Raw genomic sequence first — 7,978 nt, 5'->3', positions numbered from 1 at the left:
TGATCCAAAGAATTGACAGTATTGACAATATTTTGGTGCTTTATAATTCGCAGGTAACTGAACTTGACGGTGACGATTATTTGCAAAAGATCAAAATCGTAAATAGTCAGGACGGTTCGGAAAACTGGTGCGAAACTTCTAAATTATTTATTTGTATTGGAGGTAAACCCAATACCGATTGGGCTTTAGAGACGGCAATTTGCAGAGATAGAAACGGTTATCTTTATACTGGTAATGATGTGATCGGTTTGGATAAATATAGAGACTGCTGGAACTTAGACAGACCTCCTTATCACCTGGAGACTAGTGTTCCCGGTTCTTTTGCCGCGGGTGATGTTCGGTTTAGTTCCGTAAAAAGGGTAGCGTCAGCGGTAGGTGAGGGTGCTATGGCTGTAAGTCAGGTTCATCAATATTTAGCTAAGCTTTAATTGTTTTTTTGAAAAATATGTTTTCTGATCTCGCTGAATCTTACAGATTCTGAGGCTTGATCAGTAAAACATTTTTTTTAGTTATATTCCTACCTATTCTGCAGCGATATAGGCCGATAGGTAATAGGTACTTTGGTTGTTTAACAATTTGGCTTCCGGGACTGCAATTTTTATATTGTGATTACCTGGGGTCAATTTGCCCAAATTTATAGCTCTGGTTGGTACGGGCGCACCGGGGCACCAGCTGCGGCGTTCTTGTGCAATATCGGGGCCGTAAATTCCATTGTTGCGGGTATTATAAATTTCATAAGGTACACAGTTTTGGTTTACAGCTATACGTGTGTATTCTTTTCCATCTACATAAATAACATGCTCGCGCCAGTTGTATTCTTCTCCACCTTCTCCTGCTCCATGTCCTGATGTGATCAAATACAATACGGCTGTTTTGATATTGTTGTCTACATGAAATGCGACCTCCTTGGTGTTGTGTCCTGCAGTGCTGTCTTCTCCGTTTAAAGGGAAATAGCTTAATAAGGCAATTGGCTGTACAAGGTTATTCTTTTTTGTTTTAGAGCTGGTTAGATTTACCGAAGCTGTATAGGTTAATAATGATCCGTCACAGCCTATGGTTTCTTTTTGGCCGGCGCTCGTGGTACCAAAGATTTCGGTCATTATCCATACATCTGTTTCTTTGTTTTTAAATAAACCTGCTAATTGATTGATGGTTGTTGTATAAGGGGTGTGATCTGGTTCGCGGGTTTTATAGTTAAAGGGGGTCATTATTCTAAGCAATTCAAATTGCTTTGCTTCGGGACTATCGTAATTTTTATCCTTTGGTACGGAAAAAAGTGTAACCCTGCCTATCCTGTCATAATTATCGCAACCTGCTTTAACCACTACTTTAAGGGTTATTGAATCGCCAATGCTTTGTTTTTCCTGGTTACTCAGCTTTCGGATATATTGGGTGTTGCTGATGCGTATTATTCCTGGTTTAACCGGTTCATTAACGGGTTTTGCGTAACCATCATAAAAATTCACCTCTTTTATGACCGAAATAGTGGTTTCGTGTTTCGATTGTGCGTTGGTGAATTTAAAATTCAGGGAAAGTAAAAGGAGTATAGAAAAAAATATCTTCATGAATGGCCTTGCTCTAATGGTTCTTATTTATGTTTCTTTAAATCGGCAATCATTTTTTGAGCTTCCTGCCCGTAAACTGATCGTTTTTGATCTTCGGGTAACTGGATAAAATATTGCTCGATCTTGTGTTCATCTAATGATGATCCTTTGGATTTTAGATACATTAAAATCGCTTCAATAGCAAAGGGTTTAGATGTGTTTTCGTTTAGATAGGCAGAAAGATCATTCATCTTTAAGTTTTGAAGAGAATCAATGCTCTTGTTGAGGGATTGCAATTTTAATAAGTCTTTTTTATCCAGATTTCTTCTGCGTCGATCTGTTGATCTTAGAAGTCTGTCCCACTTGCTGTATTTTCGCGTAAAAGCTGTATATTCTTCTTGTACAGGAGATCCGGTTACTTGTGCCCGGCTTAAAAAACCTGTGGCTTTAACATCTGTCAGGCCGCTGTTTAGGTAAAGTATCAGGGTGTTTGGATCGGTGTCTGGCTCGGGTGTGGTATTGGGTTTTGTAAACTGCAGGATGGTTTTAATAGCGATATCTGCTGTTCCGTTAAAGCTAAATTTGTTATTGTTAATTAGAGCACTGTCTGTTTTTAGTTGTCCATTTTGCTGGTAAACAAAATATATTTTGCGGCCGGTTTCGTCGCCTTTTGGAAAATTAACTTCGCCTTTTAACTGGTAGGGTGTTGTTTGTTGTTTCTGAGCGAATATGGTAAGGGGTAATAGCCCTAGAATAACCAACGGTATTGATTTCATAAAGTAATGTAAAATTGAGGTAATCTACATAAAATAAGAATATAAGTTCATAACCTAACATTATTTTGACGACAAGAATTTTGTTTGAAAAATATGTTTTCTGGTCTCGCTGAACCTTCCAGGTTCTGAGGCTTGATCAGTAAAACATATTATTCCTGGGTGCAGGCCGGGGAGGATAGAGAAAAAAAGTAGTAACGATGCGTGTTAAACAGTGATAACGTGTTATTCCGGTTGAATTTTAAGCCCTGAGTAGATCCGGCAAAAATCAATACCGGATCTATACTGCCTATCAGTTCTTTTTAGAAGAAGACTTAAATGTTTATTTAGATAAAGCCTTTAATATTTTCTTTGCAACAAGATCTGCTGATGCAGGGTTTTGTCCGGTGATCAGATTGCCGTCCTGAACTGCAATTATACTCTGCAGTTGGGGATTGCCTGCAGCAATTGCTGGAGCACATCGATAATCGGTATGCAGGTTTCTTTAACTGGGCAAAAGAGTCTGCTGTTGCTTTGCCTAAACGGGAAAGTAATCCCAGGATTCGGGTATTGTTTTCCGTGGATGCTCTGGCTTACTTCTTTAAGCTATTGAATAAGGGTGGGGGCTTGGACGCAGGGCCTGTTACGCAATTGATTTTGGCGGTTTCAAAGAACTTTGTTACCCCAGGAATAGGAGATGGGTATATCTCACCTAATAGTTTAACAACGAAGTATAAGCAAGTGGTACAGAGTACGGCCATGCGGGTTCGGGTGTTATTGGTTAGGATATTGAAATTGGTGGATGAGGAGTTTAATTTTTTTGATAAAAATTTTATCGGGTTTTTACCTTAGGCTATTCGAAGATTTGGCAGAAAGATCAGGACCTAGTCCGAGCTGTTGAGCGAAATTAACCAAAATGGATTACGATCTTGCGTTGTGAACATATCATATTTTATGGCTATTGGAATTCATATAATTTGCTTAAACTTGTGGAACGTCTCCTTAATTCTATTAGCATATCTTGATCATGAATCATTTGGAAGGCCTTTCTGACCAGCAACTTGTAGACCTTTTAAGGGAAGGGAATCATGCTGCTTTTACAGAAATCTATAATCGTTATGTTCAGGAATTACTCAATCATGCTTATAATCAGGTTAGAAGGCGTGAAGAGGCGAAGGATATCATCCATCAGGTTTTTACGATGCTGTGGCACAAACGTGCAACGATAAAATTAAGCCCAAATTTGCCAGGGGTATTGTTCACTTCTGTCCGTAATATAGTTGTAAATCAGGTGGTTAGGCAAAAAGTTCAGAATAAGTACTTAGAAAGTGTGCGACATTTTGTGTCTCAGGAGACTGTTGTTACTGATCATCTGATTCGTGAAAAACAACTAGCGGAAATAATTAATAAAGAAATTGCTTTGCTACCCCCAAAAATGAGGGAAGTTTTTGAACTGAGCAGAAAGGGAAACCTGAGTCATAAAGAGATTGCAGAACAACTTAATCTTTCCGAACAAACAGTAAGTAAGCACATCAGTAACGCTCTTAAGATTCTTCGTGATAAATTTGGGGTAATTGGTGTGCTGATCTGGTTTATTCAACAACAATAATTTATTTTTCATATTCCTTTACCTGTTGTACCTGCGTATCTTGTTATACAGTTATAAAAGGTAAATAACGGTATGCAACAAAAAGACATCGAAGCATTATTTGACAGGTATCGGGAAGGCAGGGAAACTGAAAGTGATAGGCAGATTATGGAAAGCTGGTATCTTAATAGAGCTGGTCGGTATTTTAGTGAGTATACTTTAACTGAGAGACTAGAAGATGCTGATGCAGTACGAAGGCTGTTGTTACAAGAAGTCCGACCGATAAAAAGAACATTTTTTCTGTATCGTATTGCAGCCGCAGCAGTGTTTTTACTAATCTTAGGAGCCGGGATTTTTGCTTATTTAACACAGCAGCCATATAGAATTCCAAGTTCAGAAGATATAGCCCCTGGAAGAAATTCGGCTACCCTTTTATTATCAAACGGGTCGAAAATCAGACTATCAGATGCCGCAGTTGGAATGGTCGCAGAACGGGACGGTGCGATAATTGAAAAAACCAGAAATGGAGAATTGGTATATGAACCGCAAGGAAAAGGTGAAAGTAAAGCTAGCTATCATACGCTTATGACCGCAAACGGGGAGCAATATACGTTGCGTTTACCGGATGGAACCAAAGTTTGGTTAAATGCAGGGACACAACTTAAATTTCCGACTTCATTTAGAGGTTTAGAGAATAGAGAGGTGGTATTGAATGGAGAAGCATATTTTGAGGTTGTGAAGAATAAACGCCAACCCTTTATTGTTAAGAGTCCAGGACAGCAGGTACAGGTTTTAGGAACTCATTTTAACATCAATAGTTATGCGAATGAACCCAGTACGAAAACAGCACTTCTTGAAGGTTCTATTAGGATTCAGCTTTTTACAAATAGCGGTGTAAGAGCCATTAGTAAACTTCTTGTTCCAGGAGAGCAGGCAGTAGTGTCGCAGTCTGAGATCAAAGTTGAAGAAATGGTTCCTGGCGATGCCACCGCGTGGAAAGAAGGATTGTTCAGGTTTGAAAAAGCCGATGTCAAAACGATGATGAGGCAATTCCAGAGATGGTATGATATAACGGTGGTTTATGAAGGTGAAGTTCCGAAAGCCAGCTTCAGTGGTAACCTGCATCGTAATCTCAATTTATCTGAAGCCTTAAGGGTACTTGAAAACTTGGGAGTTAAATTTAAACTTGACCAAAGGAAGCTTACTATATATAAATAATAAACAACAAAAATAAATCAACAAACCAAACCAACTATGCAAAGAAATAATAAAAACACAAACTAAACAGCAGGCGGTAAATTCAAATAAAAACGTATTCCGATGGCCATCGGAATACGCAGATATCTGGATTAACCCTTTCCTCGGGCGAGGCCCGAGAGAATAAATTATTGTTCACTTTTCAATGAATTAACCTAGACATAACCAAAAGTAATGAATTTTATTTCAATTAGAGAAGGTACGTGCAAGCGTATCCATCAGAAGATCATCATGCGCATCAACCTCACCTCAATTCTCTTAATTTTAGCATTTACACATGCTGCCGCAAATAGTTTCGGACAGATTAATCTGAACAAAAAAAATGTAGCCATTGTACAGGTTCTGGAAGCTATAAAGAGCCAAACAGACTATGTATTTATTTATGATGATAAGCTGGTTGCAAATGTAAAAGTCAGTATAAATCTCAAAAATGCAACGATTACACAAGTGCTGAAAGAGGTTTTTAAGAACCAGCCTATTGTTTATGAGCTCATCGGTAAAGATATTGTGCTTAAGGCAAAGGAGAAGTCATTCATGGATAAAATAAAAAATATGTTCTCCATACCTATCGATGTTCGCGGTGTAGTTCGGGATGAATCAGGCAAAACACTCGGGGGTGCCATTGTAAGACCTAAGGGGTCTTTTATGGCTTTTTCAACTAATACTAACGGAGAGTTTTTCTTAAGTAACGTTGAGGAAAATAAAATGTTATTAGTCAGTTATGTTGGCTATGTCACTCAAGAGGTCCCCGCTCAGAGAGTGATGAGCATTGTTTTGAAGCAGGGGATAGGTGAATTGGATGAAGTGTCCATTGTCAGGACCGGCTACCAGGAATTGGATAAAGAGAGGGTAACGGGGAGCTATGCCAAACCAGATATGGAGGTCTTTAAGAACAGGACGGGAACAACTAATATCATTACCAGGTTAGAAGGGCTCATTCCGGGCATGACCATTGTCCCGGGGCCGAGGGTGACCATAGGCAGCCGTAATGGAAGCTCATCTCCCAATCAAAGTATTATAAGGGGGGTTAGCAGCATCCAGTTAAATCCCGATCCATTATTCGTGGTAAATAATGTTATGGTAGATGATATCAGTTCAATTAACCCTGATGATGTAGCCGATATTACGGTGCTTAAAGACGCAGCAGCAGCTGCGATATGGGGTTCTCGGGCAGCCAATGGTGTGATTGTCATTACGACTAAGACTGGCGGAAAGCAAAAGAAACTTAAATTTAATTATAATAGTTATTTCAATTTTCAAGGCAAACCGGATTTCAATTACAGACCTGTGCTGAGCAGCAGTGATTTTATAAAGGCGGCGCGCGAAACGTTTAGTGCCACTAATTACCCTCTCAGCTCACTTGCTAATTCTGTAATTGCCCCACATGAACTTATTCTTTATAATCAAGCCAACCTGCCACAGGAACAGGTTAATGCCAAATTGGATAGCCTTGCCAGTATAAATAATCAAGATCAAATCAATGAACTTTTTTATCGGAATGCAATGAGTTCCAACCAGACCCTATCCGTTTCTTCTGGCGGGGAGGCATATGCTTTTTACAGCTCTTTGTCTTACAATAACAATAAAAGCAACAGACCTGGGGAGAAGAACGAACTTTACAGATTGACCCTTTCGCAAGACATCAACCCAACAAAAGGTATCAAGATCTCACTAAATACAATGCTAACCAACACCAGCTCAAGCAGTGTCCCTAATCTTAATATTAGCAATCAATTTCTGCCCTATCAGTTATTTAAGGATGCAGCTGGCAACTCAATTTCTATGCCTTATTTAAGTGGTTGGTCTGATGCTGTTAGAAGAGATTATGAGCAAAGAAGCCGTATTGGACTGAACTACGTTCCACTAGATGAACCTAAATTTGGGAACAGTAAAAGCAATAGTCTGGTTGTGAGCCTAAATGCCAATGTAAAGGTTGATATCTGGGAAGGGTTAAGTTTCAGAGGAACTTATGGCTATTTAAAATCACCTTCAAGTAGCAGTGCCTACAATGATATTGCCGCTTATAGTTCAAGAAGAGAATTACTTTCAGCAACAGTATCGCCAACAGTGAATTCCGTGCCCATATATTATTTACCTAACACAGGAGGTCGGTATTCAAACTCTCAGATGGAGCAAAAAAACTGGACAGTAAGGAATATGTTGTCTTTCCAGCGTACGTTGAGAGGAGGACAAGACCGTTTGCTGCTGGAGGGCGGACATGATATTCAGGAACAGTTTAGCCGAACTACCGGCACTACAGTTTATGGCTATGATCAAGCACTGATGACTTCGATATTACCTGACTATGCCACTTTGAACCGTGGAATCAATGCAATTGTGTATGGCAATAGGCCCTTAGAGCCAGTAGCTACACCGATAGAAAACTTGCAGCGTTTTGTCTCCTGGTTCGGGCTCTTTAGTTATAGTTTCGCCGGAAAGTATAATCTGGATGCCAGCTGGCGTGTAGACCAAAGTAATTTGTTCGGGCAGGATAAATCTACGCAGGGAAAGCCAGTTTGGAGTATCGGTGGAAAATGGCTGGTGGCAAAAGAAGGTTTCATGAATTCCTTGAGCTGGCTGAATGAGCTTTCTGTCCGCGCGACGTATGGCATTGCTGGTAATTCACCCTATTCAGCTGCCGGATCCAATTTTAATATCCTTAATGCAGATTTTGGGACAAATCCAGCTGGGACAAGTTTGAGTATCAGTAGCCCTGCAAATAATCGGTTGTTGTGGGAGGTTACCAGAACGAAAAATCTTGGTCTTGACGTTTCAGTATTGAAGAATCGCCTGGCTTTCAGCTTTGATGTATATGATAAAAAAACTACAGATCTTCT

At 39.7% G+C, this 7,978-nt stretch carries 7 protein-coding genes; 5 read left to right on the top strand and 2 right to left on the bottom strand.

The annotated features are described in order from the left end of the window. Positions 1–428, top strand: a 428-nt coding sequence (locus tag VNZ46_RS26405) for an NAD(P)/FAD-dependent oxidoreductase (RefSeq protein ID WP_325564207.1), incomplete at its 5' end; no start/stop codon positions are given. Positions 429–521: 93 nt separating this feature from the next. Here VNZ46_RS26405 and VNZ46_RS26400 read toward each other — a convergent pair. Both VNZ46_RS26400 and VNZ46_RS26395 read right to left on the bottom strand, forming a co-directional pair. Further along, a complete protein-coding gene (locus VNZ46_RS26400) occupies positions 522–1,565 on the bottom strand; it encodes a peptide-N-glycosidase F-related protein (RefSeq protein WP_199081114.1) in 1,044 nt (347 codons plus the stop codon). Positions 1,566–1,588: 23 nt separating this feature from the next. Then, complete coding sequence (locus tag VNZ46_RS26395; RefSeq protein ID WP_325564204.1) at positions 1,589–2,320, bottom strand: DUF4369 domain-containing protein; 732 nt, start codon at positions 2,318–2,320, stop codon at positions 1,589–1,591. Positions 2,321–2,764: 444 nt separating this feature from the next. On the opposite strand from VNZ46_RS26395, the gene VNZ46_RS26390 reads away from it, so the two are divergent. From VNZ46_RS26390 to VNZ46_RS26375, 4 genes are all read left to right on the top strand, one after another. Next, positions 2,765–3,148 (top strand): hypothetical protein, encoded by a 384-nt coding sequence (locus VNZ46_RS26390; RefSeq protein ID WP_325564202.1) that lies wholly within the window; start codon positions 2,765–2,767, stop codon positions 3,146–3,148. A gap of 175 nt (positions 3,149–3,323) precedes the next feature. After that, the gene (locus tag VNZ46_RS26385; protein WP_325564200.1) at positions 3,324–3,905 is read left to right on the top strand and encodes an RNA polymerase sigma-70 factor; all 582 of its coding nucleotides are present in this window, start codon (positions 3,324–3,326) and stop codon (positions 3,903–3,905) included. Positions 3,906–3,977: 72 nt separating this feature from the next. Further along, positions 3,978–5,102, top strand: a complete 1,125-nt coding sequence (locus tag VNZ46_RS26380; protein WP_325564198.1) for a FecR family protein — start codon at positions 3,978–3,980, stop codon at positions 5,100–5,102. 213 nt (positions 5,103–5,315) lie between these two features. Further along, positions 5,316–7,978: SusC/RagA family TonB-linked outer membrane protein (locus VNZ46_RS26375; protein ID WP_325564196.1), on the top strand; the 2,663-nt coding region annotated here is incomplete at its 3' end.

It is taken from the genome of Pedobacter sp., from assembly GCF_035566355.1.
Lineage (GTDB): Bacteria > Bacteroidota > Bacteroidia > Sphingobacteriales > Sphingobacteriaceae > Pedobacter.
Note: the sequence above shows the minus strand (reverse complement) of the source record. Positions and strands in the feature narration are given on the sequence as shown.